Annotated in this window: 22 protein-coding genes, 2 pseudogenes and 1 riboswitch; of the genes and pseudogenes, 10 read left to right on the top strand and 14 right to left on the bottom strand. The window is 72.6% G+C overall.

Features of this window, described 5'->3' with window-relative positions; all coding sequences use genetic code 11:
* Positions 1-95 precede the first annotated feature (95 nt).
* Together AQI95_RS03480 and AQI95_RS03475 are read right to left on the bottom strand one after the other, a co-directional pair.
* A complete protein-coding gene (locus tag AQI95_RS03480) occupies positions 96-1,406 on the bottom strand; it encodes an ABC transporter substrate-binding protein (RefSeq protein WP_067117162.1) in 1,311 nt (436 codons plus the stop codon).
* 150 nt (positions 1,407-1,556) lie between these two features.
* Positions 1,557-2,666, bottom strand: coding sequence for a substrate-binding domain-containing protein (locus AQI95_RS03475; RefSeq protein WP_067117159.1), 1,110 nt, complete (start codon positions 2,664-2,666; stop codon positions 1,557-1,559).
* A 185-nt stretch (positions 2,667-2,851) separates the two neighbouring features.
* Between AQI95_RS03475 and AQI95_RS03470 the strand changes: the two genes are divergently transcribed.
* From AQI95_RS03470 to AQI95_RS03460, 3 genes are all read left to right on the top strand, one after another.
* On the top strand, positions 2,852-3,586 hold the full coding sequence (locus AQI95_RS03470; protein WP_067117156.1) for a TetR family transcriptional regulator: 735 nt from the start codon (positions 2,852-2,854) through the stop codon (positions 3,584-3,586).
* Between the two features lie 158 nt (positions 3,587-3,744).
* Positions 3,745-4,164, top strand: a complete 420-nt coding sequence (locus tag AQI95_RS03465) for a Zn-ribbon domain-containing OB-fold protein (protein WP_067117152.1) — start codon at positions 3,745-3,747, stop codon at positions 4,162-4,164.
* Positions 4,165-4,365: 201 nt separating this feature from the next.
* Positions 4,366-7,137, top strand: a complete 2,772-nt coding sequence (locus AQI95_RS03460) for a hypothetical protein (protein WP_067117149.1) — start codon at positions 4,366-4,368, stop codon at positions 7,135-7,137.
* A 21-nt stretch (positions 7,138-7,158) separates the two neighbouring features.
* Here the strand turns inward: AQI95_RS03460 and AQI95_RS03455 are convergent, their stop codons facing one another.
* Entirely contained in the window at positions 7,159-7,554 is a 396-nt protein-coding gene (locus AQI95_RS03455) for a PPOX class F420-dependent oxidoreductase (protein ID WP_067117146.1), read from the bottom strand.
* Positions 7,555-7,796: 242 nt separating this feature from the next.
* On the opposite strand from AQI95_RS03455, the gene AQI95_RS03450 reads away from it, so the two are divergent.
* Positions 7,797-8,627, top strand: coding sequence for an SAM-dependent methyltransferase (locus AQI95_RS03450; RefSeq protein ID WP_067118618.1), 831 nt, complete (start codon positions 7,797-7,799; stop codon positions 8,625-8,627).
* Between the two features lie 140 nt (positions 8,628-8,767).
* Complete coding sequence (locus tag AQI95_RS03445; RefSeq protein ID WP_067117143.1) at positions 8,768-10,147, top strand: S1 family peptidase; 1,380 nt, start codon at positions 8,768-8,770, stop codon at positions 10,145-10,147.
* Between the two features lie 110 nt (positions 10,148-10,257).
* Here AQI95_RS03445 and AQI95_RS03440 read toward each other — a convergent pair whose 3' ends face one another.
* Together AQI95_RS03440 and AQI95_RS03435 are read right to left on the bottom strand one after the other, a co-directional pair.
* Complete coding sequence (locus AQI95_RS03440; RefSeq protein ID WP_067117140.1) at positions 10,258-10,452, bottom strand: hypothetical protein; 195 nt, start codon at positions 10,450-10,452, stop codon at positions 10,258-10,260.
* A 100-nt stretch (positions 10,453-10,552) separates the two neighbouring features.
* On the bottom strand, positions 10,553-11,701 hold the full coding sequence (locus AQI95_RS03435; RefSeq protein WP_067117137.1) for an ROK family transcriptional regulator: 1,149 nt from the start codon (positions 11,699-11,701) through the stop codon (positions 10,553-10,555).
* A gap of 127 nt (positions 11,702-11,828) precedes the next feature.
* Between AQI95_RS03435 and AQI95_RS03430 the strand changes: the two genes are divergently transcribed.
* On the top strand, positions 11,829-13,031 hold the full coding sequence (locus AQI95_RS03430) for a Gfo/Idh/MocA family protein (RefSeq protein WP_067117134.1): 1,203 nt from the start codon (positions 11,829-11,831) through the stop codon (positions 13,029-13,031).
* 43 nt (positions 13,032-13,074) lie between these two features.
* On the opposite strand, the gene AQI95_RS03425 is transcribed toward AQI95_RS03430, so the two are convergent.
* Both AQI95_RS03425 and AQI95_RS03420 read right to left on the bottom strand, forming a co-directional pair.
* On the bottom strand, positions 13,075-13,770 hold the full coding sequence (locus AQI95_RS03425; protein ID WP_067117132.1) for a L,D-transpeptidase family protein: 696 nt from the start codon (positions 13,768-13,770) through the stop codon (positions 13,075-13,077).
* A 113-nt stretch (positions 13,771-13,883) separates the two neighbouring features.
* Complete coding sequence (locus AQI95_RS03420; protein WP_067117129.1) at positions 13,884-14,534, bottom strand: maleylpyruvate isomerase family mycothiol-dependent enzyme; 651 nt, start codon at positions 14,532-14,534, stop codon at positions 13,884-13,886.
* 70 nt (positions 14,535-14,604) lie between these two features.
* Between AQI95_RS03420 and AQI95_RS03415 the strand changes: the two genes are divergently transcribed.
* On the top strand, positions 14,605-15,666 hold the full coding sequence (locus tag AQI95_RS03415; RefSeq protein WP_079071027.1) for a LysR substrate-binding domain-containing protein: 1,062 nt from the start codon (positions 14,605-14,607) through the stop codon (positions 15,664-15,666).
* Here AQI95_RS03415 and AQI95_RS03410 read toward each other — a convergent pair.
* From AQI95_RS03410 to AQI95_RS03390, 5 genes and pseudogenes are all read right to left on the bottom strand, one after another.
* Positions 15,620-16,409 (bottom strand): annotated as a pseudogene (locus AQI95_RS03410) (SDR family NAD(P)-dependent oxidoreductase). The gene AQI95_RS03415 and the pseudogene AQI95_RS03410 sit on opposite strands and share 47 nt — an antisense overlap.
* Positions 16,410-16,440: 31 nt before the next feature.
* Positions 16,441-17,355, bottom strand: a complete 915-nt coding sequence (locus tag AQI95_RS03405) for an SDR family oxidoreductase (RefSeq protein WP_067117123.1) — start codon at positions 17,353-17,355, stop codon at positions 16,441-16,443.
* An 87-nt stretch (positions 17,356-17,442) separates the two neighbouring features.
* Positions 17,443-18,072, bottom strand: coding sequence for an MBL fold metallo-hydrolase (locus AQI95_RS03400; RefSeq protein WP_067117120.1), 630 nt, complete (start codon positions 18,070-18,072; stop codon positions 17,443-17,445).
* Positions 18,072-19,160: an S-(hydroxymethyl)mycothiol dehydrogenase gene (locus AQI95_RS03395; RefSeq protein ID WP_067117117.1), complete on the bottom strand. Its 1,089-nt coding sequence runs from the start codon at positions 19,158-19,160 to the stop codon at positions 18,072-18,074. Before AQI95_RS03395 ends, AQI95_RS03400 begins: the two co-directional genes overlap by 1 nt.
* A gap of 149 nt (positions 19,161-19,309) precedes the next feature.
* Positions 19,310-19,822: a cupin domain-containing protein gene (locus AQI95_RS03390; RefSeq protein ID WP_067117114.1), complete on the bottom strand. Its 513-nt coding sequence runs from the start codon at positions 19,820-19,822 to the stop codon at positions 19,310-19,312.
* A gap of 284 nt (positions 19,823-20,106) precedes the next feature.
* Here AQI95_RS03390 and AQI95_RS03385 point away from each other — a divergent pair, with 284 nt between their 5' ends.
* The 3 genes from AQI95_RS03385 to AQI95_RS03375 all read left to right on the top strand — a co-directional run bounded on the left by AQI95_RS03385 (position 20,107) and on the right by AQI95_RS03375 (position 22,689).
* Entirely contained in the window at positions 20,107-20,886 is a 780-nt protein-coding gene (locus AQI95_RS03385; RefSeq protein ID WP_067117111.1) for an acyltransferase domain-containing protein, read from the top strand.
* Positions 20,887-21,030: 144 nt separating this feature from the next.
* Positions 21,031-21,396: a nuclear transport factor 2 family protein gene (locus tag AQI95_RS03380; RefSeq protein WP_067117109.1), complete on the top strand. Its 366-nt coding sequence runs from the start codon at positions 21,031-21,033 to the stop codon at positions 21,394-21,396.
* A 338-nt stretch (positions 21,397-21,734) separates the two neighbouring features.
* A riboswitch (ZMP/ZTP riboswitch) is annotated at positions 21,735-21,815 on the top strand.
* A gap of 25 nt (positions 21,816-21,840) precedes the next feature.
* Positions 21,841-22,689 carry a bifunctional 5,10-methylenetetrahydrofolate dehydrogenase/5,10-methenyltetrahydrofolate cyclohydrolase gene (locus tag AQI95_RS03375; RefSeq protein ID WP_067117106.1) on the top strand — a complete coding sequence of 283 codons (849 nt, stop codon included), beginning with the start codon at positions 21,841-21,843 and terminating at the stop codon, positions 22,687-22,689.
* Positions 22,690-22,775: 86 nt separating this feature from the next.
* On the opposite strand, the gene AQI95_RS03370 is transcribed toward AQI95_RS03375, so the two are convergent.
* Complete coding sequence (locus AQI95_RS03370; RefSeq protein WP_067117103.1) at positions 22,776-23,918, bottom strand: CU044_5270 family protein; 1,143 nt, start codon at positions 23,916-23,918, stop codon at positions 22,776-22,778.
* Between the two features lie 163 nt (positions 23,919-24,081).
* Positions 24,082-24,585 (bottom strand): annotated as a pseudogene (locus AQI95_RS03365) (RNA polymerase sigma factor); the annotation flags it as partial.
* Between the last annotated feature and the right edge of the window lie 200 nt (positions 24,586-24,785).

The following is a 24,785-nucleotide window of genomic DNA, read 5'->3' as shown; positions in this document are numbered from 1 at the left end:
GGTTCCGCCGCGTGGGCGGGACCAGCCGCCGGGTGCCCCCGGTCGGCGGACGGCTCCAGCGGGCGGACGAACGGCCCCTCGCCCCGGAGGGCGCGTCACTTGCGGAGCTTGAGGCCCCGGTCGGTGATGCCGGACTCGGCCTTGCGCTCGCCCGCCTCGACGCCCGCGGAGAAGCCCGACGTGGCGGTGGTGTCCTGGACGGCGGTGTAGACGTCCATCTGGTCGGGGCCCCAGGTCCAGCCGGGCACGATGGTGTCGGCCTGCTGCGAGGCGAGGGCGTACAGGTCCTGGCCGTCGAAGTAGGAGGTGTCGAACCTGGCCGCGGCGACCTTGCGCATGTCCTGGTCGGCGGGCAGCGCGCTGCTCGGGGACGTCAGGTCGGCGAGCCGGGCCTCGACGCCGGACTTGTTCGTGGTGAGCCAGGTGATGAACTCGGCGGCGGCCTCGACGTGCTCGCTGCCCTTGAGGACGCCGTAGGAGGTGCCGCCGTAGTTGCCGCTGGCCGGGGTGCCCCAGTTGGGCAGGGGGGCGGCGGCCCACTTGCCCTTGAGGTCGGGCAGGGCCGTCTTCATTCCGCCGGCGGACCAGGAGGCGCCCAGGAAGGCGAGGGTCGTGCCCTGGGCGCGGGCCTTGGTCTCCTCGGGGCTGTAGCCGGTGAAGGTCTGGACGAGGTCGTCCTTGACGAGGCCGTCCCAGTAGGCGGCGACCTTCTTGGTGGCGGCGTCGTCCACGCCGGTCCGCCAGGCGTCGCCCTGGGTGCCGAACCACTTGCCGCCGGCCTGCCAGGCCAGGGCCGCGAGCAGGGCGGGGTCGTTCTTCGGCATCGAGGCCAGTCGGGTGCCGCTGTTCTCCTTCCTCACCTTCTCGGCAGCCTTCTTGAAGTCGTCCCAGGTCTTGGGGACGGCGATGCCGTACTTCTTGAAGAGGTCGGTGCGGTAGTACAGCAGCTGCGGTGCCATGTCGTACGGGACGGTCCAGGTACGGCCGCCGAAGGTCACCATGGACTGCACGGACTTCGGGAACTTCGTCCTGACCGTTTCGCCGGCGTACTTGGTCAGATCGATCAGATTGCCCTGGCTGGCGAACTCGGGGACCATCTGGTACTCGATCGTGGCGACGTCGGGCGCGTTGCCCGCCTTCACCGCGTTGGCCAGCTTGCTGTAGCCCTCGGTGCCGCTCGGGATCTCGGTGAATCGGACCTTGACGTCCTTGTGGGTCCGGTTGAAGGCGTCGACGGTCGACTTGGCGCCGAGAGTCCAGGTCCAGTAGTCGATGGTCACGGGCTTGCCGCCGGAAGCGGCGTCCGTCGAGCCGCCACCGCCGCCACAGGCGGTGGCGAGCAGACCCAGCGCGGCGAGGGCGGCGGTGGCGGCGACTGTGCGGAACGATCGTGACGTACGCGTCATGGCACGGCTCCTACGAGACCTCGTACGGGAAGAGGCGGTCGCAGGACATCTTTTGTGCAGGTGCGATCAGCGTCAAGAGCATTCGACCAACATAATCAAAACGATCGCCATAGTGATCGATTCATGGCGTGCGATGGGTCGACCAGAAGATCAGGAGCCGTCGGCCGGGGCCTGTCCGCCGCACGAAGACCGGATGTGCAACTCCGGGAGCAGGTCGACGTGTTGACGCGGACCGGGCCGCTCGCCCGTGCCCTTCTCGGCGAGGCGGCGCAGCAGCAGGCTCGCGGCCAGCTCGCCCACCGCGCGCGTGGGCGGCGCGACGGCGGTCAGCGGGACGTCGGCGAGGCCGGCGACCTGGTCCTCGTAGGCGATGAGGGCGAGATCCCCGGGCACCCGGACGCCGTGCGCCTGGAGCCGCGGCACGAGCACGATGGCGTCCTCGTCGCTGTGCACGAGGGCCGCGGTGACGCCGCGTTCGCGGACCGCGCGGACGAGATAGTCGACGCAGGCGTCGTAGTCGCCGTGTTCGCGCACGTTCGGGGCGCTGTCGTCGACCTCGATGCCACGCGCGCGGACGGCGGCCCGGAAACCGGCGTCGATCTGGACGGCGTGCGGACCCTCCTGGAGGACGGCGGTGATCCTGCGGTGCCCGAGGGCGGCCAGATGGCCGACGGCGAGGGCCGCGCCGTGGGCCCGGTCGGTGCGGACCCGGTCGAGGTCGGCGGCGGGATTGCCGGGCGGGGCGGAGCGCTCGACCAGGACGGTGGGCACCCCGCACTCCATCAGCCACTTCTCCTGACCGTCCCGGGGGACGCCGACGAACCAGCTGGGCGCCACCAGCAGCCCCTGCGCACCGCCCGCGATCAGGTGCTCCGCCTGCACGCAGTCCTCGGTGTCGACATAGCCGGAGAGGCCGAGGACGAGCCGTCCGCCCCGGGCGCCGACGGCCTCGCGGGCGCCGCGCACGATGTCGGCGAAGAGGTTGACCGTGGTCGGCACGATCATGCCGATGACGGTGCCCTCCAGGGACTCCTGCCGAGGTCCGGCGCCCGCGGCGGGGGCGGGAACGCGTTCGCCGGGCCAGACCACCGCGCCGTGCAGGCGCTGCACCCGACCCTGGGCCGCGAGCGCCTCCACGTCGCGCCGCAGGGTGACGGCGGAGACACCGAGTTCGGCGGCCAGTTCGGCCACACGGAGGCTGCCCCGCTCCCGGACGAGTTCGAGCACCCGCTCGTGGCGCTGGTCGACATGCAGTCGCATGGGGTTCCCCCTGGCACAGTGATCCCGAGTCGCCTACTCTACGCCCACAATCGTATCGATCGATTCCAATCAAATCGATCGCTCCCGTGTTCGGTCGCACACTCCAAAAGCACTCAGTTCCCCCATGAGGTCACTCGGACTGCACTGAGTGCCATACGTCCCATCCGGGTGCTACGTTCCCCTCCATGAGCTCCACGAGCGCGGCGCCGGCCGCGAAGCCGCCGATGCGGGAGGCCCTCGTCGCGGCGGCTTTCCAGCTCTTCCTGGAACGCGGTTACGAGCAGACCACCGTGGACGACATCGTCGCCCTGGCCGGGGTCGGCCGGCGTTCGTTCTTCCGCTACTTCCCCTCGAAAGAGGACGTGGTCTTCCCCGACCACGAGCGCTGCCTGGCCGACATGACCGCCTTCCTCGCGACGGACGACGAGGAGCACGAACCGGTGCGGCGGGTGTGCGACGCGGCCCGGCTGGTACTGGGGATGTACGCGGAGAACCCGTCGTTCTCGGTGCAGCGCTACCGCCTCACCAAACAGGTGCCGGGCCTGCGGGCCTACGAGCTGTCGGTGGTGTGGCGCTACGAGCGCGCGCTCGCCGGGTATCTGCGCGACCGGTTCGCGGACCGGCCGGACGGGACGCTGCGGGCGGACGTCGTCGCGGCCGCGGTCGTCGCCGCACACAACAACGCCCTGCGCTCCTGGCTGCGTTCGGACGGGCTGGGCGACGCGGGCGCGGCGCTGGACCACGCGCTCGGGCATGTGCAGAAGACGTTCGGGCGGGCGGCCGGGCCCGCGTCGGCGCCCACCCGCATCGGCCCGCTCCCGACGGGGCGCCCCGAGGACGTGGTGGTGCTGGTGTCCCGGCGGGACGCCCCGTTGTGGCGGGTGGTGCAGGAGCTGGAGGCGGCACGGGGCCGGACGTGAGCCTCTCGCGTCGCAAAATGGGGGTACGGAGTGCCTTTACGAGTGACACTGAGTGCCATACGCTGGCGCCGTGCACGGTGGCACGTTCGCCGCGCACTCGTGTGCCCGGTGCGCGCCGGGCACGCGGGATTCCGGCCGAGCGCAGGGAGTTGACCAGCGTGTACCACCACTCATCACATGCCTCGCATCCGGCGGCCGGCTCCGCGGCGGGTGTTCTCGATCCCGTCCCCGCGGACTCCAGGGACGCCATCCACTTCCAGCGGTGCACCTGGTGCGCCACCGCGATGTTCCACCGGCTGCTGTGTCCGGTGTGCCAGGGCAGCGAGCTGCGCACCGAGCGCAGTGAGGGCGTCGGGACGGTACGGCACTCCACCGTGGTGCACCGCAACACACCCGCGGCACGCAATGTCTCCCTGATAGAGATGGCCGAGGGGTTCGTCGTGCGCGGCCGGGTCATGGGCCCGCCGGTCGGCATCCACAGCGGCGACCGGGTCCGGCTGTCCACCGCCCAGGATCCGGTGCGGGGCGAGCCGGTCTTCCAGTTGCTGGACGAGCCGTACCGGGGCGCCTGGACCTGAGGCCTCCGTACGACGGCCGGGACCGCGAGCGAGAGGCTCGCCGGGCAACTGGACGGACTCAGGCCACCGTTGCCGTAGTTCGGCCATGTGATCGATCACTTCTTCTCCACAGGCAACCCACAGGCTTCACCTTCCGTCCTCCGGGGGCGAGGGGCTCCCGGGACGGCCGGGACGCCAGAGGTCGGGGGTCGAGGAGGAACTGTGGTCCGTGCCCGGCGCATATGGGTGACCGCCACCGCGCTGCTCGCGGTGGCGGGTGCGTCCCCAGGGGTGGCAGTCGCACAGGGGCAACCACCGTCACCGGTGGACAGGTCGGCGGCGTCGGACGGCACGGCACTGCCACCGGGCTGGCGGATCGCCGGCGGGCGGTCCGCGCCCGAGCTGGAGTGGCGGTCGGACCGGCCGGTCCCGATGGGCGACGCCCGGGTCGAATTCCGGTCGGACGGGCGCCTGTTGGGAGCGCCGCGGCCCGGTGCCGACGGGCACACCTTCCAACTGCCGCTGGACGGGCACGGCGGCGGCGAGCTGAGCGGGCTCGAAGTGTGGTCAGGCGGGCGGCGGTTGGACGAGCGGAACCCCGCCGCGGCCGGCGCCACGGCCGCGGCCCGTCCGTCGGCCCTGCCGGCCCCGCTGCCCGCGAACCCGGTCGATCCGGGCAAGCCCGGCTCGTACCGGACGCGGACGGGCGAGTACAGCCTGAAGTCGGTGAAACTGCCGGGCCTCGCGGCGCCGGTGGAGATGCGGGCGGTGGTCGTCGCCCCCGTCGGCGCGTCGGGCAAGCGTCCGCTCGCGCTCTTCCTGCACGGCCGTCACTCCACCTGCTACAAGGGCCACGACACCACCGGCGCCTGGCCCTGCAAGAGCGGCACGCAGCCCATACCGAGCCACCGCGGGTACCTGCGCGACCAGAGGCTCCTCGCCTCGCAGGGCTACATGACCGTCTCGATCTCCGCCAACGGCATCAACGGCCAGGACTTCGCGGCCGAGGACGGCGGCGCCCAGGCCCGCTCCTCGCTCGTGCGGCTGCACCTGGCCCGCTGGGCCGACTGGGCCGCGCACCCCGAGACCGCGCCGTCCGTCGTACGCCGGTCACCGCGCGCCGATCTGTCCGAGGTGCTGCTCGTCGGGCACTCCCGGGGCGGCGAGGGCGTCGACCGGGCGGCCCTGGACAGCCTGTACCCGCCCCCGGCCGGCGAGGACGGCTACCACGGCCCGGTCCGCTGGAAGGTCCGCGGCACGGTCCTCATCGGCCCCACCGTCTTCGGTCAGAACCCGGCGCCCGACGTGCCGTCGGTGACGATCCTGCCCGGCTGCGACGGTGACGTCTCCGATCTGCAGGGCGAGCTGTACGTCGACGGCACCCGCGCGGTGAGCAACGGCAGCGCGCTGCACAGCGCCGTGTATGTCATCGGCGCCGATCACAACTTCTTCAACTCCGAGTGGACGCCCGGCCAGTCGGCGGCGCCCTCCGAGGACGACTTCGGCGACGACCCGCACCACCCGGACGCGGTGTGCGACAAGCGTGCGGCGACCCGGCTCACCGCCGACCAGCAGCACCGGGCCGGTTCGACGTACATCGCGGCCGCCGCGCGGCTGTTCCTGGCCGGGGACGACCGGGTACGGCCGCTGCTGGACGGCTCCGGGAAGCGGGCGCCGTCGGCGGACCCTGCGCGGGTCCTCAGCCATGCGGTGGGTGCGCGCCGGGGTGGCGGGTTCCTGCCGGACGGCGGGGTGTCGGTGACCGGGGCCCGGCTGTGCGACGCGGTCGACCCCAGCCCGGCCAGGTCCTGCCTGGGCGAGGGAGCGAAGGGGATGTCGCCGCACTTCGCGCAGTGGGCGACCGACCGGGAGCCCGGCCGGCACGCGATCGCGCTGCGCTGGACGCGCGCCGGCACCGCGGCGCGGGTCAGCGTCCCGCGGCCGGTGTCGCTGGCCGGTGCCGAGGAGCTGGCGCTTCGGCTGTTCGTGCCGCCGAACTCCCGGGGCACGCAGCTGGACGTGTCCCTGACCGACACCTCGGGCCGGAAGGCGAAGCTGGGGCGCATCAGCGCCGACGGACTGCCCGGCAGCGGGCGGACCGCGTCGTACTGGGCGCGCGAGTTCCGGGTGCCGCTGACGGCGGCCACCCGCGCCGGGCTCAGGCTCGGCTCGGTCAAGTCCATGGAGCTGACGTCGCGTTCGGCGTCCGGGCAGGCTTGGCTGATGGACGCCTGGGGCTGGCGGCCGGGGACGCCGACGGCGCGGGCGGCCGTGCTGCCCCGCGTGGACGTCGGCCGTATGACGGTGAACGAGGGCGACTCGGGTGTGCGCACCTACCGCGTCCCGGTCCAGGTGAGCGGCCACGGCAGCGGACAGGTCCGGGTGTACGTATTCGACCCGGCCACCGGCGCGGCCACGGACCGGCTGGTGACAGTGCGCCCGGGCGGGCACGACATCGACGTACCGGTCCGGGTGAAGGGCAACACGCGCTACGGCCTGGACGTGTCGCACGACGTCCTGGTCAAGGCGGTCCGCGGTGCGGTCGTCGGCTCCTACCGGGGCGGGATCACGGTCCACGACGACGATCCGGCGCCGAAGATCACCGTCACGCCGGTCGCCGACCGGGTCGCGGAGGGGCAGTCCCTGAAGTGGCGGCTGACCCTGTCGGAGGCGGTCGACGTGGGTCTGAGCCAGATGTTCACCGTGGTGCCGGGCACCGGGCCGGAGCTGTCGACGAAGGACGTCTCGGCGCGCTGGCTGCAGCAGGCCGGCGGGGTGAAGCCCGACCCGGAGCGTGCGCTGTCCAAGGCGGGCATCTCTGTGTGGGTGGACATCGAGCCGGGCAGGACGAGCGTGGACGTCGCCGTGCCCACGGTCAAGGACACGGTGAAGGAGCCGACCGAGTCGGTGCGGTTCCAGCAGGTCGACATGAGCACCGGTGAGCCGAAGCCCGATGGACTGGTGCTGACCGGTTCGGTGCGCGACGCGTCGTAGCGCGCGTGTCCCGGGTGGCCCTCACCGTTCTCGTTCCTCGAGGGTCACCCGGATCCCGACGGTGCCGTCCAGGCCGCGCCGCAGCCGGCTGCCCAGCAGGGTGAGACGGCCGACGATGCCGTACTTGCGGGCGATCAGGTCCCGGTAGCGGGCGGTGGTGGCGGTGTCGGCGATCTCCGCGGTGGCCGGCAGCTGCTCGCCGGTGGGGTTGCCGCGCAGGTCGCAGGGGCCGACGAGGACGTCGGGGCGGCGCCGGATCCGCTTGACCTTGAAGCTGTCGGCGGCCGTCCAGACCCCCAGGGTGCCGCCGTCACGCACCACCCACACCGGGGTGGCGACCGGGGTGCCGTTCTTGCGGTGGCTGGTCACCAGCAGGTACTTGCCGGAGCCGAGCCGATCCAGCCGTGTGTCGTCCATGCCCGGCAGTCTAGGAGCCGGTCCGCACGGGGGAACGACAAGGTCGTCCGCCCGGGTGTCGCCGGGTGCGGGGGCCTCGGCGACGGCGCGGGGGCGCAGGTGCGGCGAGGGGTGGGGGCGCGTGAGCGGCCCGGATGCCCGGGACGGATCGGCGCGGAGGTGAACTCGGGCGTCTAGATTGCATCATGACGGTGCATCACCTTCTCGTCCGGCATCTCATCCGTACCCAGGAGCTGACCCACGTGACCGACAACCCGGCTGCCACCGACGACGTGGCCGTGTCGCTGCGCGCCCGTATCAACACCGACCGGCCGCACACCGCCCGGATCTGGAACTACTGGCTCGGCGGCAAGGACAACTACGAGGTCGACCGCGCGGCCGGCGACCAGATACGCCGACTGCACCCGGGCATCGGGGAGTACGCGCGCGCCGACCGGCTCTTCCTCGGCCGCGCGGTGCGCCATCTGGCCGGCGAGGTGGGCATCCGGCAGTTCCTCGACATCGGCACCGGGCTGCCCACCGCCGACAACACGCACGAGGTCGCCCAGCGCATCGCCCCGCAGGCGCGGGTGGTGTACGTCGACAACGACCCGCTGGTCCTCGCGCACGCGCGTGCCCTGTTGACGAGCACGCCCGAGGGCCGTACCGACTACCTGGACGCGGATCTGCGCAACGTCGACGCGGTCCTCGAACACGCCGCCGGGGTCCTCGACTTCAGCGAGCCGGTGGCGCTGATGCTGCTCGGTGTGGTCATCTTCATCGGCGACGACGAGGACCCGTACCGTCTGGTGCGGCAGTTGACCGATCGGCTGCCGGCGGGCAGCCATCTGGTGCTGTCGCACACCGTCACCCATCCGTCGATGCCGGACGTGGACGAGGCGGTGAAGTTCTGGAACGAGCACGGCACCCCGAAGCTGACCCAGCGCACGCCCGACGACGTGGCCCGGTTCTTCGACGGTCTCCAGTTGCTGGAGCCGGGTGTGGTGTCCTGCTCGCGCTGGCGCCCGGAGCACGACCACGGGGCCGAGGCGGAGGAGGTCGCGATGTTCGGCGGGGTGGCCCGCAAGAACTGAGTCCTGCCGGTGGCGATCCACGCTGTCGCTGAACGCCAGGGCCGTGGGCCGCGTATGGAGGTGCGGGCCCTCGACGACCCGAGGGTCTCGCGCCGCCGGCCACCGGCACCGCGCGTCCGGTCCGGCCACGGGAGCCCTGCATGCGGCACGCACGACGACGGATCGTCAGGCGGGTGACACGTCTGGCGGCGGTCGGCGGACTCCTCCTCGGCGGCGCGATGGTCACCCAGGCGGCCATGGCGAGCCAGACACCACCAGCGGCCGGCAGAACGCTCTCCTCGGCCGCCGGTGCCGGGGACACCGGCGGCGCGCTGGTGGCGCGGCTCGGCACGGCGCGGACGGCGGGCGACTGGATCGGCGCCGACGGGCGGCCGGTGGTGGCGGTGACCGACGAGGCCACGGCGCGCGAGGTACGGCGCGCGGGAGCCGAGGCGAAGGTCGTCGCGCACAGCATGAACGAGCTGAAGTCGGCGACGGCCGCGCTGCGTTCGGCGCCGCGGGTGGCGGGCACCGCGTGGGCGGTGGACTACCGGACCAACCGGGTCGTGGTGAGCGCGGACAGCACGGTGTCCGCCGGTGACTGGTCCCGGATGAGCCGGGTCGCCGCGCAGATCGGCAGTTTTGTGCGGATGCGGCGCACGACGGGCACGTTCACCACGCGCCTGAACGGCGCCCAGCCGATCCTGTCGACCGGCGGCCGCTGTTCGGCGGGGTTCAATGTGACCGACGGGCGGAGCGACTTCATTCTCACGGCCGGTCACTGCGGCCCCTCGGGATCCACCTGGTTCGCCGACAACCAGGGCGATCAGCAGCTCGGGCGGACGGTGAGCAGTACGTTCCCCGGCAACGACTTCTCGCTCGTGCAGTACGCGAGCGGCAAGGCCGGTGACGGGGCCGACGTCGTCGCGATCGGCGGCGGGAACGGGGTGCGGATCACGGGGGCGGCCGACGCGGCGGTGGGGCAGCGGGTGTTCCGCAGCGGCAGCACCAGCGGCCTGCACGACGGCACGGTGACCGCGTTGAACGCGACCGTCAACTACCCGGAGGGCACGGTCACCGGGCTCGTCCAGACCAATGTGTGTGCCGAACCGGGCGACAGCGGTGGGCCGCTGTTCTCCGACGGGATCGCGCTCGGGGTGACCTCCGGCGGCAGCGGTGACTGCACGAAGGGCGGGACGACGTTCTTCCAGCCGGTGACGAGGGCGATGACGGCGCTGAACGTCAAGCTGATCGTGGCGGCGCAGAACGCCGGCGGTGGCAGCTCGAGCGCCTCCCCCGCGCCGTCGACGTCGGCCGCCCAAGGAGCGGTCACGCCGAGCGCGGCCTCGCCCGGTTCCTCGGCGCCGGTGACGGGCGCACCGGGGCAGACGCTGCTGGCGCGGCTGACGGACACCCGCAACGTCGGTCCGGGGCTGCTGGTCATCGCGGGCAGTCTGATCGCGCTGGTCGCGACCCGCTACATCCGGGCCGAACGGGACCGCAAGGCCTATCAGCGGTACTACTCGGCGACCTGGGGCTGACGAGCGGACGGGGGGCCTGCGCCCGCCGGAACCGCGGCGAGAAGGGCACCCGTGCGCTCACGGGTGCCCTGGACGATACGGCGATGGCGGCGCGGTCCGCGCGAGGTCGATCAGGCCGCCCGCTGCGACCGCGGGGTCGCGGCGGCCCACTCCATCACGAGGCGCTGGTACTCCGCGCGCTGCTCGGTGGTCAGTGTCCCGCCAGACCGGCGCCACAGGGCCCTGATCTCCTCGTTGACCTCCGCGGCCGATCGCGCGGAGCGATCAATGGCGGCTTCAACAGTGGTGGACATGCTGTGAAGCATATGCCGATCGACGTGAAGGCGCTGTGAGCAAGCACACCGGATAGGGACATTCCGGACCGTGTTACTCATCACGTCAATGTGTCAAGCGGGAGGCGGGAGTTCACACCGCGCCCTCACCGAGGACGAGCACCTGGATCGCCAACACCGCGGCGCCGCGCGCCCAGTCGTGGAAGTCGGACACCTTGGTCTCCAGGTCGACCGGGTCGGCGTGCGGATGCCGGTGGGCGCGGATGGTCTCGTGGACCGTGTTCCCGGCCACATCCATCAGCCCGACGCCCTCTCCGGCGAGCAGGATCCTCTGCGGCATCGCGAAGTTGGCGATCTGCGCGACCAGGACGCCGAGGGCGCGGGCGGCCTCGCCGACGACCCTGGCGGCCATGGGTTCGCCCGCCTCGGCTCCGGCGAGGATCTCCTCGTAGGAGATGTCACGGCCGGTGGCGGCGCGGATCTGGTACTCGATGCTGGGCACGGTGAGCAAGGACACAGCGCTGCCGCGCTCTCCGGTGGGGGTGAGCGGGCCGGCCGGGTCGATGATCCAGTGCCGGCCGAAGCCTCGGCCGTCCTCGGTGAACGGCACACGTCGGCCGCCGAGCACGAGTCCGTAGCCGATGCCGGCGCCGATGGTCAGGACGGCGAAGCGGTCGAGTCCGCGGCCCGCGCCGAACCAGGTCTCGGCCTCGACCAGGGCGGCGACGTCGTTCTCCACGACGACCGCCAGCCCGGTGCGCTCCCGCACCAGTGCGGCCAGCGGCACCTCCCGCCAGTCGAGGAACGGCGACTGGGCGACCACCGCGCGCTCGCGCACGAGACCGCCCACGCCGATGCCGATACCGGCCGGGGCGGGGCGGTCCTCGGTGAGCGCGGCGGCCATCTCCGCGAGCAGTGCCGCGACGGCGTCCGGGTCGCGCGTGGCCAGCGGGCGGTCGAGCCGGCCGGTGACCTCGCTGCGCAGCGTGGTGACGACGCCGTAGACCATGTCGCCGGTGATCTTGAAGCCGAGGAAGGAGCAGGCGTCGGCCACGACCCCGAGCGGCTGCGACGGCCGGCCCTGCCGCGCCGGGGCCACGCCGCCCGCTTCCGGGGCCTCGACCAGCAGCCCGGACTCGGTCAGCGGCTTGGTCAGCCGGGTGAGGCTGCCCTGGGAGAGCCCGAGGCGCCGGGCCAGCTCGGTGCGGGACAGCGGACCGTGCACGAGCACCTCGATCGCCACCGACCGTTCGGCGGGGCTGAGCGGCAGCCAGCTGGTCATGGCATCCGGCCCTTCTTTTTCTTCCGACCCAGAAGCAACCAGGTCACCTTACGTCACGCCACGCGCACCACAGAAGCTTCCGCCCACCACTTGACGGTCAGATTCTTGCACCACAAAAGTAATCGGCATGACTTTCTCTCTCGGCATCGTCGGTGCCGGCCAGTTCTCCGGCCGGTTCGCCGCGCTGTTCCAGGCCCATCCCGGTGTCCGTGACGTCCATGTCACCGATCTGCTGCCCGAGCGGGCCGAGCGGCTCGCCGCCGCGCAGGGTCTCGCCGGCACCTTCCCGTCGTACGAGGCCATGCTGGAGTCGAAGGCGGTCGACGCGGTCGCGATCTTCACCCAGCGCTGGACGCACGGTCCGCTGGTCCTGCAGGGCCTCGGCGCCGGCAAGCACGTGTACTCCGCGGTCCCCATGGCGATCACCGTGGAGGAGATCTCCGCGATCATCGACGCGGTACGGGCGACCGGGCTCACGTACATGATGGGCGAGACCAGCCAGTACAACCCGGCGACCGTGCACGCGCGCAACCAGATCGCCCGCGGCGCCTTCGGCCGGCTCTTCTACGCCGAGGGCGACTACGTCCACGACATGGACCTCGGCTTCTACGACGCCTACCGGTACAGCGGCGGCGAGGACTGGAAGGCGACCGCCAGCTATCCCCCGCTGCTGTACCCGACGCACTCGGTGGGCGGAGTGCTCGGGGCCTGGCGGACCCACGCGGTGAGCGTGTCGGCGATCGGCGTGCGGGACGATCGCGGCGACGGCGTCTTCGACCGTTCGGTCAGCCAGTTCGACAACGACGTGTCCAACGCGACCGCGCTGTTCGAGGTGGCGGGCGGCGGATCGTTCCGTACGAACGAGTTCCGGCGGGTCGGCTACCCCTCGCACATCCGAGAGTCCCGGTTCCGGTTCTTCGGTACGGAGGCCAGCATGGAGCAGCTGGCGACGGTGGCGCTGTGGCAGGACAAGAACGGGGTGAAGGACATCAGCGAGCTGCTGGAGCCCAAGCCGGCGCTGGCCCCCGACGATCCGTCCCTGACACACATCGCCCCGGAGCTGCGGGCCGCCTTCACCTCGGGTTCGGCGCCGGTGCACGACCGCGGGCGACTGCCCCGGGAGTTCGATCGTCTGCACAACGGCCACGAGGGCAGTCATCACTTCCTGGCGGACGACTTCGTCACCGCCGTCAACACCCGCTCCCTGCCGTCGGTGAACGCATGGGTGGCCGCCCGCTACACCCTGCCGGGCATCGTCGCGCACGAGTCCGCGCGGCAGGGTGGCGTCCGGCTGGGCATCCCCGATTTCGGGGACGCGCCGCAGGGGTGACGGCCGGGGCGGCGACGGCAGGAGCGCCGGCCCCGGTGGCGGCTCAGGTGCCCGGCTTGCGGCCGTAGACGAAGACGTCGTCGCCCGTCTTCAGCAGGGACCAGTACGCCTTGGCGTCCTTGGTGGTCATGTTGACGCAGCCGTGCGAGCCCGGCGGGTTCCACATGCTGAGACCCACCGAGTGGAAGGCCTGGCCGCCGTTGAAGAACTGGCTGTAGGGCATCGGCACGTTGTAGAGCGTCGAGACGTGGTCGACGTCCCGCCAGTAGATCTTCTTCAGGCCGGTGCGGGTGGTGAAGCCCTTGCGGCCGGTGCGCACGGGGACCGGGCCGTAGACGAGCTTCTTGCCGTCCTGGATCCAGCTGAGCTGGAGCGTGAGGTTCACACAGGCGATACGGCCCTTGTTCACCGGGCACGCGCCGTCCTTGCCGGGATTCCTCCCGACGGCCTTCTGCTTGTTCATCAGGTCCATCACGCCCCAGGTGACGGGGCCGGCGTAGCCGATGTCGGGCGTGATGCCGTGCTTGTCCTGGAAGGCCTTGATCGCCTTGCAGTCGGCGGCGGACTGCTTGCCGTCGACCGGCCGGCCGAGGAACTTCTCCACCTGCTTCTGATGCGGCCCCGCCTGCGTGGTGCAGCTCGCGGCCTGGGCCGGTGCCGCGGTCAGGGCGAGTGTGAGCGGCGCCACGAGTCCCGTGACGCCCAGCCCGACGACGCCCCGTCTGCCTATGACCCCCATGTACAACCTCTTCTCCCCTTGTCGCCCAGGGTCTGCCCCGGGTGCTTCCCTGCGCGATGCCCGCGATGTCGGAGTATTAGACCCCCGCGGGGGCGTAAGGGTTGTGTTTCCGGTCAGTCCGTGACGAAACGGTTAACTGCGTCACCTCGCAGCCGGCCGGCGGGGAGGCCGCGGCCGTAGGCGACGAGCAGAAGGTCCTGGCCACGGCCGTACAGGGGCGTACCCGAGCCGAAGGACCAGTCGAGGTCCTTCGCGCACAGCCGTACACCGGCGAGGTCGGTGCCGAAGATCCGGAAGGCCCGCGGGTCGACGGCGTCGAGCAGGATCCGCAGCCGGTCCTCGGGCACCTCGCGGTCCACGCCGAGCGCGACGGAGACGTCCAGGCCGTGGACCACGTCGTGGCCGAGGGCCGAGACGAGGCCGCCGATCGGGGGCGTCCAGGGATGGTGGGCATGGGTGCGCAGGAAGCCGGCCAGTTCGGCGTCCGAGTGGGCGGCCGCGTCGCGGCGGGCGAGCCGGTCGGTCGTGCGGTGCAGGCTGCCGCGTGCCTTGACCAGTTCCCGCAGCACCTTCGCCGTCGGATACCGGAACCCCATCGAGAGGTGCGCCACGACCTCGCGCACCCGCCAGCCCGCGCAGAGGCTGGGCGCGTCCCACTGCTCGGGTGTCAACGACTCGAAGAAGTCGGCCAGTTCGTAGCGCTCGGCGGCGATGGCGGCGGCAATGGCGGCCCGGTCCGGCGCGGTGCGTGCTGTTTTCCCCATGTCTTGAGCGTGTTGCCGCCGCGACGGGAAGTCCAAGACATGATCCGTCTGCCACCGAGCATGACCGGTTGTGGAGTTGAGGCAGCTGCGGTACTTCGTGACGGTGGTGGAGGAGGCTCAGTTCACCCGGGCCGCCGATCGGTTGCAGCTGGCCCAGCCCGGACTGAGCGCGCAGATACGGCAGTTGGAGCGGGAGCTGGGGCAGCCGTTGCTGGACCGGTCGGGGCGTTCGGTGCGGCCGACGGAGGTGGGTGAGGCCGTGCTGCCGTACGCGCGGGCCGCGCTCGCGGCCGTGGACGGGATGCGGCAGACGGTGCAGGAGCACACGGGCCTGCTGCGCGGCCGGGTCGCCGTCGGACTCGTCCCCGGTACCCTCGCCCACGCCTTCGACGTGGCAGGGCGGCTGGCAGACTTCCACGACGCGCACCCTCAGGTGGAGGTCACCCTCACCGAGGACACCTCGGACCGGATGCTGGCGGCGCTGCGCCGGGGCGAGCTGGACCTCGCCGTGATCGGGGTCGCGAAGGGGACACCGCCGGCAGGCGTCGCCCTGCATGTGGTGATCGACGAGCCGCTGGTCGCGGCGGCCGCGCCCGGACATCCCCTGCTCGTCGAGCACGCGGACGCCGGCGCGGCCCCGCCGTCCGCCCTGCGCGGGCACCGGCTGATCAGCATGCCCCGCGGGACCGGGATGCGGGGTGTGCTGGACCGGCTGTGCGCCGAGGCCGGCTTCCGCCCGCACATCGCGTTCGAGGCGGCCACCCCGGACGCACTGGCCCGCCTGGCGGTCCGCGGCCTCGGGGTCGCCCTGCTGCCCGGGCTCGGCCCCCGGCCCGGCCTCGGCACCCTGCCCGTCGACGCGCCGGACGCGCGCGGCCGGGTGGGCCTGGCCTGGCGCGCCCAGGGGCCCATGGCTCCGGCGGCCCGGGAACTTCTGCGACGGCTGCGGGAGAGGGCGGGTGAGCGCCGGGGAGAGGTCCTCGGCCGTCGCGGCGGGCGGGTCCGTGGCCGGTGGCTCGCGCCCACGCGGCGCGCCGGACGTCGATGCGGCGCCGGGCCCCTCGGGGAGCCTCGGTGCCGTCGGCTCACGGGCGCCGCAGGGCCGCGTGGAACGTGGTGTTCACCGCGGTGAGGCCGCCGTCCACCACCAGGGTGGTGCCGGTGATCCACGCGGCGTCGCGGGAGGCGAGGAAGGCGACCGCGGCGGCGATGTCCTCGGGCTCGCCGACCCGGCCCAGCGGGTACAGCGGGCGGAGCGCGTCCAGTTCGGTGCCGCGCCCCTCCCACGCCGAGGTGCGGACCGTGCCCGGCACCACGAGGTTCACCCGCACACCCCGGGGCGCGGCGTGCCCGGCGAGGGTACGGGTGAGCGAGCCCAGGCCGGCCTTGGCGGCGCTGTAGGCGTGGTTGCCGAAGTCCTGCAGGCCGTTGACGGAGCCGATGCCGACGATCGCGCCGCGACCGGTGGCGGCGAGATGGGGCAGCGCGGCACGGCAGCAGCGGTGGACGCCGGTGAGGGTGACATCGAGGTCGAGCGCCCACGCGTCGTCGGGGTCGTCCTCGAAGAGCGGCACGTCCGGGGAGCAGTGGGCGGCGCAGTTGACCAGCACGTCGAGCGAGCCGAACACGGCGACGGCGTGGGCGACGGCCGCCTCCACCGAGGCGCGGTCGGCGGTGTCGCAGACCGCTGCCTCGGCGGCGAGGCCGTCGCGGCGCAGCGCGGCGGCGGTCCGCTCGGCCTCGGGCAGATCCCGGTCGGTGACCAGGATGCGTCCCCCCCTCCTCGGCCAGCCTGCGGGCGGCGGCGGCGCCGATGCCGCGGGCCGCGCCCGTGACGAGAACTCCGTGTCCTGCGAAGCGGGTGTGATCGGTCATGCGCCGACCGTACGGCCCGGCGGGCGCCGTCTCACCGGTATCCGGTGACGTCGGCCGGCTTGCCCGCGTCCTGCACCTCGACCAGGTACCGCCAGGCGTCGGGCCGGCTGCCGTCGAGGTCGGTGAAGCCGTACACCTGGGCGAGGCCGCCGCTGGAGAGGGAGTGTCCGTTGAAGCGGGCCACGTCGGGGTCGGCGGCCAGGGCGGCGACGGCGCGGCCGACGTAGCGCGGGGTCTCGGAGATGGCGAAGTGCGGTTGGCGGGCGAGGGCGTCGCGCCAGTCGTGCTCGCTCACGCCGTACGCGTCGAGCATCATCTCCGAGCGCAGCCAGCCCGGGGTGAGGGCGAGCGCGGTGGCGCCGCGCGGGCCGAGTTCATGACCGAGGGCGAACGCCATGCGCAGCACGGAGGCCTTGGCGAGGTCGTAGAAGAAGTTCACGCGGTAGGTGTCGCGGTTGTAGTCGGCGGTGCCGTCGGTCATCTCCACGACCAGGCCGCCCGGACGGCGCAGCAGCAGGGGCAGGGCGCAGTGGCTGGTGATCGCGTGGGTCTCGACGGCGAGCCGGAGGAGTCTGAGCCCGTTGTCGAGGTCGTGCTCCCACACGGGGGTGTCCCATGCGAAGAGCTTCTCGCCGCCCCAGATGTCGTTGACGAGGACGTCGAGACGGCCCCGCTCGTCCGCGATGCGGTCCACCAGGGCCCGTACGGCGTTCTTGTCGAGATGGTCGACGGCGACGGCGATGCCGTGGCCGCCGGCCGCGGTGACGAGTTCGGCGGTGTCCTCGACGGTCTCGGGGCGGTCGTACTCAGAGCGGCGCTGCCGGGTGCTGCGGCCGGTGACGTAGACGGTGGCGCCGGCCGCGCCGAGTTCCACGGCGGTGCCGCGTCCGGCGCCCCGGGTCGCGCCCGCGACCAGCGCCACCTTGTCCTGCAGCGGTCCCGACATGTCCGGCCTCCCGTGTGGTGCGACTGCTGTCGCCGTCCACTGTCCCGGGGAAACCGGACATCCTCTGTCGGTCTTACGGGGGCGTTCTCAGTGTCCGCGCCTGATCCACTCGTCCAGGTGGGGTGCCTCGGCGCCGATGGTGGTGGAGTCGCCGTGGCCGGGGAGGACCTTGGTGTCCGGCGGGAGGGTGAGGAGCTTGCCGCGGATGGAGTCGATGATCGTAGGGAAGTGGGAGTAGGTGCGTCCGGTGGCGCCCGGTCCGCCCTGGAAGAGGGTGTCGCCGGTGAAGACGGTGCCGAGCCCGGGGTCGTAGAGGCAGACGGCGCCGGGGGCGTGACCCGGGGTGTGGAGCACGGTCAGGTCGGCGCCGGCCGTCTCGATGACCTGGCCGTCGAGGAGATGCCGGTCGGGGTCGCGGTCCGGGTGGGTCATCTTCCACAGCGGCAGGTCGTCGGGGTGCAGCCAGATGGTGGCACCGGTGAGTTCGGCCAGTCGCGGTGCGGCGTTGACGTGGTCGTTGTGGGCGTGGGTGCACACGATGGCGGTCAGGCGCCGGTCGTCGACGGCGCGGGCGATGGCCTCGGCGTCGTGGGCGGCGTCGATGACGATCACCTCCCGCTCGTCGCCGACGATCCACACGTTGTTCTCCACGTCCCAGGTGCCGCCGTCGAGGCTGAACTGCCCGGAGGTGACGAGGCGTTCGATGCGCACGGTCATCAGAGCACCACCACCGAACGCAGCACGTCGCCGTGGTGCATCCGCTCGAACGCCTGCTCCACCTCGTCCAGTCGGACGGTCTCGGTGACGAACGCGTCGAGCGGGAGCCGGCCCTGCAGATGCAGGTCGATCAGCATGGGGAAGTCGCGGGAGGGCAGACAGTCGCCGTACCAGCTGGACTTCAGGGCGCCGCCGCGGCCGAAGACGTCCAGCAGGGGCAGTTCCAGCTTCATCTCGGGGGTGGGGACGCCGACGAGGACGACGGTGCCGGCGAGGTCGCGGGCGTAGAAGGCCTGTTGGTAGGTCTCCGGGCGGCCGACGGCCTCGATGACGACGTCGGCGCCGAAGCCGCCGGTCAGCTCGCGGATCGCCGCGACCGGATCGGTCTCCTTGGAGTTGACGGTGTGGGTGGCGCCCAGGGTGCGGGCCTTGTCCAGCTTGCTGTCGTCGATGTCGACGGCGATGATCCGCGCCGCGCCCGCGAGGTTCGATCCGGCGATGGCCGCGTCGCCGACGCCGCCGCACCCGATGACGGCGACGGAGTCGCCCCGGCCGACGCCGCCGGTGTTGATGGCGGCGCCGAGGCCGGCCATGACGCCGCAGCCCAGCAGGCCGGCGACGGCCGGGGACACGGCCGGGTCGACCTTGGTGCACTGCCCTGCCGCGACGAGGGTCTTCTCGGCGAACGCGCCGATGCCGAGGGCCGGGGACAGCTCCTGGCCGGTGGCCGCGAGGGTCATCTTCTGCTTGGCGTTGTGCGTGTTGAAGCAGTACCAGGGGCGGCCCCGCAGACAGGCCCGGCAGTTCCCGCACACGGCACGCCAGTTGAGGATGACGAAGTCGCCGGGCGCCACGTCGGTCACGCCCTCGCCGACCGACTCCACGACACCGGCGGCCTCGTGGCCGAGGAGGAAGGGGAAGTCGTCCGAGATGCCGCCCTGCTTGTAGTGCAGATCGGTGTGGCAGACGCCACAGGCCTGGACGCGCACCACGGCTTCACCGGGCCCCGGATCCGGCACCACGATCTTCTCGACCCGCACGGGCTCGTCCTTCCCCGATGCGATCACGCCGCGTACTTCCTGCGCCATGGACTGGCCCCTTCCTCGATTGTCTTCCCGGCCGACCCTACGCGCGACCGATCGAGAGGGGGTGGACCACGGCGGTGATCGTGGATCTTTCGGGCCGCCCGGCGCGCGGCCCGGAAGGGCGCGAGCGCGCCGGCCGGGCCGGGCCCGGATCAGCGGGCGGTCTCGGGGCCGGGCTCCTCCGGTGTGTCGAGGAAGTAGCTGTCGTGCTTCACCTGGAAGGCCTTCAGCTCCTGCGGGCCGCGCCGCGCGAACTCCGCCACGCGCTCGAAATACTCCTCGCGGGGTGCGCCCGGGGCGAACAGCGTGAGCATCGAGAGGGGTTCGTCGGTGTCGTTCTTGAAGGCGTGCAGCCCGCCGGCGGGGACGTAGAGGAAGTCACCTTGCCGTCCGGTGAGCCAATCGCTGCCGTCGTAGAGCCGGACCTCGCCGGAGAGGACGTAGAAGGACTCGGAGATGGCCCGGTGGAAGTGTGTCCGGGCGCCGGGGGCCTTGGGGCCCATGTCGACGCGGTAGAGGCCGAATTCGCCGCCGGTGGTGGCGTGACTGGCCAGACAATGTGTGGCGGTCGCGCCGGAGGTGAGGTCGGGTGCGGTGTCCGCGGGCCGGAAGACCGCGCTGATCTCGCCCTTGTCGCCGAGGTAGCGCGGGTGCGGATTCGACATGTGCCGACTCCTTCGTAAGAAATGGCGCCTTCTTCGGTAAGAGACTGCGCCACTGTCTCCCCCCGGCACCCACCGGCGGCATCGGACCGCAGTATCGATCACGCGGACGGCGGGACCAGGAGTTCTCGGTCTCGGGTCCTGGGTCCTGAGACCCGGCTCTCCGGGAGCACTTCGAATCGAGTAAGAATATGACCGAATATCGTCATTCCATGATGACAATCTTTTTGCTGGGTGCATGAGTTTGCCTGGTGTGGGCGTCGGCCCGGTCGTGCCTCAATGGGGGCATGTCCCTCGACGGCCCGCTCGGACGTACCGCATTCCTGTTCTCGTCCGGCGCCGCACCGCGACCCGGAACAGGCCGTGAACTCCTGGCGGCGGGCCAGGTGTTCGCCGACACGCTGGACGATGTCTGCGCACGCCTCGATCCGTATCTCGAACTCCCCCTGAAATGCGTGATGTTCGCGGACGACGGCACGCGGACGGCCGCGCTGCTGGATCGGGAGTCGTTCGCCGGGCCGGCGGTCTTCGCGCTCCAGGTGGCGCAGTACCGGCTGGTGCGCAGCTGGGGGGTCCGGCCGGACGTCGTCCTCGGGCAGGCGGCCGGGCGGATGGCCGCCGCATATGCCGCGGGTGTGTTCTCGCTGGCCGAGGCCTGCCACGCGGTCGGCACCCTCGCCCGCCTCCTGGGCGGCCTGCCCGCCCAGGGGCCGCACCCCCCGCGCCTCGACGGCATCCTCGACGCCTACGGCCGTACGCTCGCCACCCTGCGCCCAGGTGCGCCACGCCTCCCCCTCGTCTGCGACGTCACCGCCCGCCCGGTGGGCGCCGAGACCGCCGAGCCGGAGTTCTGGCTGCGGCGCGCACCGGTGCGCCTCGCCGAGGCCGTCGGCCTGCTGCACCGATCGGGCGTGCGCACCTGGCTGGAGCTGGGCCCCGGGGACCGGCTCACCCGGCTGCTCCCGCAGTGCCTCCCGGACGGTACGGCCGCGGCTTTCGCGCTGTCCCGCGACTGGGCGGCGCTGCGGTCGGGTCCGGGCGCGGACTCCGGGACCGCACCGGGCTGAGCGCCGCCCTCCGCGACCCCTCTCCGCGAGCGGTGGAGCCCGTCATCCGGGCTTGCCGTGGCCGCCGGGCCGGAGGAGTCTCGAAGGGTGGGGGTCCGTGCGGTCCGCGCCCCACCGGGCCGAGGGCGCCCGAAGGAGGTCACCATGGGCACCGCGACAGGTTCCGCCTTCGACACCGAGACACTGCGCCGGGGCATAGAGGGAACCACCGGGAACACCCTTCTGTCCCTCTACGCCGACGACGCCGTGATCCGCATCGTCGACCACAACAGCCAGCCCAGCCACCCCACCGTCCTGCGCGGCCGGAGTGAGATCGCCGTGCTGCTGGACGACATCTACCGCCGCGACATGACCCACAAGCTGGACCAGTGCGTCGTCCAGGGTGAGCACGCCGCCTTCACCGAGTCCTGCCAGTACGGCGACGGCACCCGTGTCCTCGCCGAGTCGATGGTCACGTTGCGGGACGGCAAGATAGCCGACCAGCTGATCATCCAGGCCTGGGACGAGTAGGCACACCCCGATATGGCAGGCGCCGGAAGAAGATTCGCCAGGGTCCAGGTCACCTCCCGGCTGACCTGGACCTTCTCGGTCCGGGCGAGCCTGGGGCGGCTGCCCCGGGCCCACGCCCGACGGCCCGTACCGGGTTCCGCGGCGGTAGTGCCCGTGCCCGCCGCCCTGCTGCGCTCGGCCCTGAGGGCGGCGCGCCGTCGCCCCCGCCCGCCGCTGCCGCACGCGGTGCGGACGCGGCACGGCCGGCCTCGGTGAACCGCGGCGAGCGTCCCGGCCCGACGGCCGCGCACCCGTCGGTGGGCGCGGGCCGGGAGCCGTGCGCGGGCTCGGCTACGCTGTACCCGGGCCGTGACTGGCGCTGAGGTGGAGTACCACCGGGGAGCGGCCCGGGAGAGATGCCGCGCGCCTGGGCGAGAGAGTCGATCCAGCTCAGGAGTGTGCAGCATGACCCAGGCCCGTCTCATGGACGGCACCGCTCTCGCCCGCCGCATCGTCGAGGACACCGCGAAGAAGGCCGCCGACCTGACGGAGCGGACCGGTACCGCCCCGTGTCTGGCGACCGTCCTGGTCGGCGAGGACCCGGCGTCCGTGACCTACGTCCGCATGAAGCAGAACCGCTGCCGCAAGGCCGGCATCGCCTCCCGGCACGTGACCCTGCCCGCCACCACGACCACCGGCGAACTCGTCGGCACGCTGCGGGAGTTGTCGGCCGACCCGGCCGTGCACGGCATCCTGCTCCAGCACCCGGTGGGCGACCACATCGACGAGCGGGCCGCGTTCGAGGCGATCGCCCCGCAGAAGGACGTCGACGGCGTCACCTTCGCCTCCTTCGCCACGATGAGCTTCGGCCTGCCGGGCTTCGTCTCCTGCACGCCCGGCGGCATCCTGCGACTGCTGGACGAGTACGGCGTCGACCCCGCGGGCAAGCGGGCCGTGGTCGTGGGCCGCAGCGCGATCCTCGGCAGGCCGGTGGGCATGCTACTGCTGGCCCGGGACGCGACCGTCACGTACTGCCACTCTCGGACGGCGGACCTGTCGGCAGCGGTCCGCGAGGCGGACGTCGTGGTCGCCGCCGTGGGCCGGCCGCGGCTGATCCGCGGGCAGGACATCAAGCCCGGCGCGGTCGTGATCGACGCCGGCTACAACCCCGGGAACGTCGGCGACGTCGACTTCGACTCCGCCGCGGAGCGGGCCTCGCTGATCACTCCGGTGCCGGGCGGTGTCGGGCCCATGACGATCGCCACGCTCCTGGAGCAGACCGTGGAGGCCGCCGCCCGGCAGATCGGCGCCTAGCCGCCCGCCCCGCGGCTCGGCGCACACGGGGTGCACACGGGGCGGCGCACATGAGTCGGCCGGGGCGGGGCCGGGGGCTGCGGGGGTCAGCGCATCCAGGCGCTGTACTCCATCACGTCACCGGCCTTCACCCCGTACCGGGGGTCGTCCCGGGCGAAGGTCGTTTCGATCCCCAGGACGGCACCGGTGCGCGGCTCGAGGATCAGCATGCGCCGTTCCCCCGGGCCGTCGTTCACGTAGGCCTGCCCGGGTCGCCCGAGCCGGTCCGTCACCTGTCCGACGGGGCGCAGGCCCCCCGCGTCCGTGAGGATCCGGACCAGCGCCGCCGACTCGCGGGCTCCCAGGGTCCAGTGATCCAGCAACTCCTTCACGGTGTCCAGGAGTTCGGGCGTCGCCAGGGAGCCTGTTCGGGGGTGGAGCGTCTCCGCCAGATAGGCGCGCAGGGCGGCCGGATCGTGCGGGGGGCGTGCCTCGGGCGGGGCATCGCTCCAGCTCGGCGGGTAAGTGGTCCGGCTCAGTACCTTCCCGTCCTCCACCAGGCGCGGAGCGCCGTCCTCGTCGCCGTCGGTGAGGACCGGGCGGCCCGGACGGCTCGGGTCGGTGGCCACGACGACCTCGGTGTGGCTGTCGTCCGCGTTCCAGCGCACGACGCGCTCCTCGGGGAGGGTCACGGGCGGCTTGCCGTCGCTCATGGCGAGGCTCCAGGACTGCACATGGGTGCCCCTGCGCAGACCGGGAGAGCCGTCGGCGGCGGCCGCGGCGGCCAGTTCGGCCATTTGGTGCAGGGGTACGGCGGTGGAGTGCGCCCGGACGGCCAGCGGCCGGGGCGCGGCGACGGCGGGCTGGCTGTTCGGGCCGGCGAGCAGTGCGGTGAGGGTCGTCGCGAGGACGACGGCGGTCGCGGCGAGACCCCACAGCAGCCGGGCGCGCGGCGTCCGGCGCCGGGCGCTCAGCATTCGGGGCCGGGCACGCGGGATTCGGGGCCGGGCACGCGGGATTCGGGGCCGGGCACGCGGGATTCGGGGCCGGGCACGCGGGATTCGGGGCCGGGTACCCGGGATCGGCGGTCGGGTGCCCGGGGTTCCGCGCCGGGTGCCGCGCTCGTCGTCCGCGTGCAGCAGCAACTCCAGGCGTTGCTCGGCGCGGTGGTCCAGCGGGCCGTCGCCGAAGTGCGGGCCGTGGGCCGGTACCGGGTCGGCCCGGCGCAGGAGGTCGAGTTCTTCAGACATGGCGGGGGTCCTCGCGCGGGGGTACGGCGGCGGGTCCGGCGGCATACGACAGGTGCCGGGAGAGGCCGCCCTGCCCGGCGGACGGTCCGTCGTCGCCACGGCCGGGTACGGCGGTGCGTCCGTCGCCGGGCACCTGCCCGGGGGGTGAGGGAGCCGTGGGCGCCGCGGGGCGCATCCGGTCGATCTCGGCGCGCAGCCGACGGCGGGCGCGGTGCAGCCGCATCGTGGCGGCGCGTCTGCCGCAGCCCAGCGCGACCGCGATCTGCTCGGCGTCGAGTTCCTCCCAGGCCGCGAGGCGCAGCACCTCCTGGTCGGGCGGGGAGAGCCGGCCCAGGGCCTCGTGCACCCAGGCGCCCGGTCCCTCCGCGTCCGGGCTGTCCACGATGTGCCTGCCGTGCGCGGCCTCGTCGTTGCCGAGCCGGTCCACCAGCCGTCGCCTGCGCCCGAATCCGCGTACCGCGTTCGCCAGGCAGTTGCGTGCCACCCCGTACAGCCAGGGCAGCGGTGTGTCCGGCAGGTCGCTCCGGCGCCGCCAGGCGACCGTGAACACCTCCGCCACCACTTCCTCCACCTCGTCGGCCCGTCCGGGCAGCCGTCGCGCGACATAGCGGCTGACCGCCCAGTAGTGCTCGCGATAGGCAGCGGCGAAGATCTCGTCGTTGCTCATGTTCGGTTCGTGTCCGGCACGGCCCGGATCGTCACACCCTTCTTCCGTGATGCTCCTCGCGTCGTCCGAGTGTGACCGGTGGGCCCGGCGCGGACACAGGCGGGGCGTGAAGAGGATCAGAGACATCAGGGGCAGCAGGGCCGTGCGGTGGCTCACCACCACCGATCACAAGACGATCGGAACGCTCTATTTGGTCACCG

The sequence above is a fragment of the Streptomyces yokosukanensis genome (assembly GCF_001514035.1).
Taxonomy (GTDB): Bacteria; Actinomycetota; Actinomycetes; order Streptomycetales; family Streptomycetaceae; genus Streptomyces; species Streptomyces yokosukanensis.
The sequence above is the reverse complement of the archived record's forward strand: the minus strand, read 5'-3'. Positions and strand labels throughout refer to the sequence as shown.

Excerpts from the sequence above, each read along its gene's own strand:
- AQI95_RS03435 (WP_067117137.1), bottom strand. The coding sequence starts at position 11,701 with ATGACCAGCTGGCTGCCGCTCAGCCCCGCCGAACGGTCGGTGGCGATC.
- AQI95_RS03475 (WP_067117159.1), bottom strand. The coding sequence starts at position 2,666 with ATGCGACTGCATGTCGACCAGCGCCACGAGCGGGTGCTCGAACTCGTC.
- AQI95_RS03380 (WP_067117109.1), top strand. The coding sequence starts at position 21,031 with ATGGGCACCGCGACAGGTTCCGCCTTCGACACCGAGACACTGCGCCGG.
- AQI95_RS03455 (WP_067117146.1), bottom strand. The coding sequence starts at position 7,554 with ATGGACGACACACGGCTGGATCGGCTCGGCTCCGGCAAGTACCTGCTG.
- AQI95_RS03395 (WP_067117117.1), bottom strand. The coding sequence starts at position 19,160 with ATGGCGCAGGAAGTACGCGGCGTGATCGCATCGGGGAAGGACGAGCCC.
- AQI95_RS03375 (WP_067117106.1), top strand. The coding sequence starts at position 21,841 with ATGACCCAGGCCCGTCTCATGGACGGCACCGCTCTCGCCCGCCGCATC.
- AQI95_RS03390 (WP_067117114.1), bottom strand. The coding sequence starts at position 19,822 with ATGTCGAATCCGCACCCGCGCTACCTCGGCGACAAGGGCGAGATCAGC.
- AQI95_RS03480 (WP_067117162.1), bottom strand. The coding sequence starts at position 1,406 with ATGACGCGTACGTCACGATCGTTCCGCACAGTCGCCGCCACCGCCGCC.
- AQI95_RS03400 (WP_067117120.1), bottom strand. The coding sequence starts at position 18,072 with ATGACCGTGCGCATCGAACGCCTCGTCACCTCCGGGCAGTTCAGCCTC.
- AQI95_RS03405 (WP_067117123.1), bottom strand. The coding sequence starts at position 17,355 with ATGTCGGGACCGCTGCAGGACAAGGTGGCGCTGGTCGCGGGCGCGACC.
- AQI95_RS03385 (WP_067117111.1), top strand. The coding sequence starts at position 20,107 with ATGTCCCTCGACGGCCCGCTCGGACGTACCGCATTCCTGTTCTCGTCC.
- AQI95_RS03440 (WP_067117140.1), bottom strand. The coding sequence starts at position 10,452 with ATGCTTCACAGCATGTCCACCACTGTTGAAGCCGCCATTGATCGCTCC.
- AQI95_RS03470 (WP_067117156.1), top strand. The coding sequence starts at position 2,852 with ATGAGCTCCACGAGCGCGGCGCCGGCCGCGAAGCCGCCGATGCGGGAG.
- AQI95_RS03425 (WP_067117132.1), bottom strand. The coding sequence starts at position 13,770 with ATGGGGGTCATAGGCAGACGGGGCGTCGTCGGGCTGGGCGTCACGGGA.
- AQI95_RS03445 (WP_067117143.1), top strand. The coding sequence starts at position 8,768 with ATGCGGCACGCACGACGACGGATCGTCAGGCGGGTGACACGTCTGGCG.
- AQI95_RS03420 (WP_067117129.1), bottom strand. The coding sequence starts at position 14,534 with ATGGGGAAAACAGCACGCACCGCGCCGGACCGGGCCGCCATTGCCGCC.
- AQI95_RS03370 (WP_067117103.1), bottom strand. The coding sequence starts at position 23,918 with ATGTCTGAAGAACTCGACCTCCTGCGCCGGGCCGACCCGGTACCGGCC.
- AQI95_RS03430 (WP_067117134.1), top strand. The coding sequence starts at position 11,829 with ATGACTTTCTCTCTCGGCATCGTCGGTGCCGGCCAGTTCTCCGGCCGG.